Annotated in this window: 4 protein-coding genes and 1 pseudogene; 3 read left to right on the forward strand and 2 right to left on the reverse strand. The window is 43.5% G+C overall.

The features are described from left to right. Window positions 1-390, forward strand: a pseudogene (locus tag ACR0P9_RS10195) (S1 RNA-binding domain-containing protein); the annotation flags it as partial. A gap of 45 nt (window positions 391-435) precedes the next feature. Here ACR0P9_RS10195 and ACR0P9_RS10200 read toward each other — a convergent pair. Continuing rightward, window positions 436-972: a phenolic acid decarboxylase gene (locus ACR0P9_RS10200; RefSeq protein WP_432619815.1), complete on the reverse strand. Its 537-nt coding sequence runs from the start codon at window positions 970-972 to the stop codon at window positions 436-438. 126 nt (window positions 973-1,098) lie between these two features. Between ACR0P9_RS10200 and ACR0P9_RS10205 the strand changes: the two genes are divergently transcribed. Next, the gene (locus tag ACR0P9_RS10205; protein ID WP_432619817.1) at window positions 1,099-1,680 is read left to right on the forward strand and encodes a PadR family transcriptional regulator; all 582 of its coding nucleotides are present in this window, start codon (window positions 1,099-1,101) and stop codon (window positions 1,678-1,680) included. A 101-nt stretch (window positions 1,681-1,781) separates the two neighbouring features. Here ACR0P9_RS10205 and ACR0P9_RS10210 read toward each other — a convergent pair whose 3' ends face one another. Then, window positions 1,782-2,441: a hypothetical protein gene (locus tag ACR0P9_RS10210; RefSeq protein WP_432619818.1), complete on the reverse strand. Its 660-nt coding sequence runs from the start codon at window positions 2,439-2,441 to the stop codon at window positions 1,782-1,784. 204 nt (window positions 2,442-2,645) lie between these two features. Between ACR0P9_RS10210 and ACR0P9_RS10215 the strand changes: the two genes are divergently transcribed. Continuing rightward, entirely contained in the window at window positions 2,646-2,735 is a 90-nt protein-coding gene (locus ACR0P9_RS10215) for an IS3 family transposase (RefSeq protein ID WP_432619819.1), read from the forward strand. Window positions 2,736-2,928: the final 193 nt, after the last annotated feature.

The raw sequence follows: 2,928 nt of genomic DNA on the forward strand, positions 1-2,928 counted from the left end.
ATTCATCTGACGCATCGAGAGCTGCTCGGCACTTGGGCAGAAAATGCCGCGCAATTTGCCGCCGGAGAAACCGTCTGCGGCATTGTGCGCAGTGTCGAAGAATACGGGGTATTCATCGAACTGGCTCCCAATTTGTCCGGTTTGGCAGAGCTTCGTTTTCCGGTCTCTGCCGGAGATATGGTCTCCTGCTACATCAAGTCTATTCTGCCGGAACGCATGAAAATCAAGCTCAATCTCATCGACCGCATCGGAACGGCACCGATGCCGCCTCCGCCGCTGCCGTACTTTATCACGAGCGGACATATTTCCTGTTGGCAATATTCTCCGCCGTGCTGTACCACGCGACAGGTATGCACGGAATTTGACGCGCCATCCATCGAAGATTTATAACCAAACAGGGTGCTGTCGATGCATGTCGGCAACACCCTGTTTGATTTAGCGATTCTTTCTTTTATAATCTGCGGTAAAATACTTACCGGCACGAATCTCATCGGTCATGCCCGGATACGGGGCTTCGCTGATGACATCCTCGTTGTTCTTTCCGGCATCTCCGATATACGTAATCGTTGCAAATTCCGGAACGATATACTTCGGATAATTGTCATACTTTGCACGCGCGGCTTCCATCTTGTCAATGTGCTCATTCTGATAGCAAACCGTGATTTCCGGATGCTCATGCACCCACTTCGGGAAGAAAATCGTGCCGTGCAGCTTGCCCTCATTCGGCATAAAGTCCAGCGCAACATCCGTGCCGGTCGGCTCCGTCCAGGTAATCTTAAACACGCCGTCGGTCAGCTTGACAATCTCCGCCTTCTGATCGGTCACCCAACGTCCGGCAACCATACCGCCATGAATGCGATAGTCCACGGTGTTTTCGTTCTTTGCATACCACTCATATTCCCATCCGTTGTCATAGGTATAGATAAAATGTGTACCGATAAAATCTTCCAGATCCTTAAACTGCTTGCTCATGGCAGTACCTCCTGTATTGTTTTTTCTTAGTATAATACGTAAATATAAACATGTCAAGATTTACATGTTTTATTTTACAAATATTTTGTGGTATAATACATATACTCTATCGAAAGGAACGATACGATGGGAACACTACGATATGCTATTCTCGGTCTGCTCAACCGCAAAGCCATGACCGGTTATGATTTGTCCAAGGAATTTCAGACTTCCCTGGCAGAATTTTGGCACGCCAAGCACAGCCAAATCTATCCGGAGCTGAAAGCCCTAGCGGAAGACGGTCTGATTACGTTTCAAACGGAAATCACCGGTACAGTTTTAGAGAAAAAAGTATATTCTATTACGCAGGCCGGAAAAGCAGAATTTTTGCAGTGGGAGCGCAGCAAAAGCAAGATCAAGCAGCTGCCAAAAGACGAATTCAAACTGCGGCTGTTTTTCTCGGACAGTCTCCCCAAAGAAGCACAGATTCAGCTATTGACCAACCACCTGGAACAGCATCAGGAACGGCTGGAGCAGTTGCATAACGATTTATCCAAATTTGATGCCATTCCGCCGACGCAAGCCGCTGCATTCAGCGACTATCTCGTGTTGCTGGGTGCCATCAGCCGAGAGCAGAGCATGTGTGACTGGCTGAAAACCTGCATCGCCTTGTGCGAAAAAAATTCCCCGTTTACATCATTGGACAGGTCCAGTAAAAACGGACAATAGACAAATACCCCCAGATGTAGGAAAATAAAAGTACTACACCAGGGGGTATTCGTTGTTTAACAAGAAAATTAACTTATGCCACAATAAATCGTATAATCTTGTTATTTTTTCTTAAGTTTTTTAAGAATACGATAAATTTTAAGAAATAAGTTTTTAATTCGATCCGGCAAACTCACGTAATCATCCGGCAAATACGTCAAATCTCTTTTTTGTTCCTTCGGAAGAGGTCTCATTTGAATCACCAAATGAGAATGCTTCAAATAAGTGATTTCAAATCGGTATTTGTAATGCACTAAATTACTAATTTCAAAAAAGTGTGGATATTCTTCGTATTTATCCTGCCGTCTTCGCTTTTTCGTAATTTCGCGTACATCTTCCAAAACTGACTCATCCATATAGAAGAAATCAATTTCTCTTTTATCTTCCACAATTACGTTCATGCTAAACTGACGTAAAGAATCACGTTCTTTGTGAAGAAAGAATGAAGATACGTAATTTTTTATTACATCCCATGCATATTCTTGATAGTCAAAACTCTGAATACTTACTTCGGTTGTTGCTATGTTTTGGGTGAAATATTCTACCCACAGGACAACAATTGTCCATCCCCAATAAATGCTAGCCAATGTTCCTAAAACTGCATTGCTCGGTGCTTGAACCAATGTGCTTGATACACGTGCGGTTAATTCTCCATTTACAGCACTATGATACAGCCCTATTGCACAATTTATACCAATAATACAACCCAAAATGATAAGCATTCGTTCAAACGTCACATACCAGATATAGCGATATCTTTTTTTTACGGGACCACCATTTTTTAAACCTCTTCCATTTTTTTAAAACAACATTCGCGGTAATACTGATAGCAATGCTTAGACTACGCTTAATATGATTTACTTTTTTTTCTATGCGAGCAGTATATTCAGACCACGTTTTAATAGGCATCTCAGGATGCCAAAGCACTGATTGACAATTATATCTATTTCTATAATCACGAGCGTATCCAGTTAAAAACTGGAGTGGCACCGCTCACGCTGCGCCACTCCGTTTGAAATTTAATATTTTCCTACCCGGGGACTTTTTTGTACTGTCCGCACAAGATGGGGCAGTGCATCATCGTAAACGGGGAATTCTGCTTTTTCCAGTTATCTGCTCTTACTCCAGAACAGCGCCCTTATTGGCAGAGCTTACGAGGCGTGCATAGCGAGACAGCCAGCCGGTCTTAACCTTCGGCTCATGCGGAAC

Origin of the sequence: Butyricicoccus sp. (assembly GCF_050872565.1) — a bacterium.
Lineage (GTDB): Bacteria > Bacillota > Clostridia > Oscillospirales > Butyricicoccaceae > Butyricicoccus_A.

Bases quoted from the DNA above. Each gene is read 5' to 3' on its own strand.
- ACR0P9_RS10200 (WP_432619815.1), bottom strand. From the start codon at position 972: ATGAGCAAGCAGTTTAAGGATCTGGAAGATTTTATCGGTACACATTTT.
- ACR0P9_RS10205 (WP_432619817.1), top strand. From the start codon at position 1,099: ATGGGAACACTACGATATGCTATTCTCGGTCTGCTCAACCGCAAAGCC.
- ACR0P9_RS10210 (WP_432619818.1), bottom strand. From the start codon at position 2,441: ATGCTTATCATTTTGGGTTGTATTATTGGTATAAATTGTGCAATAGGG.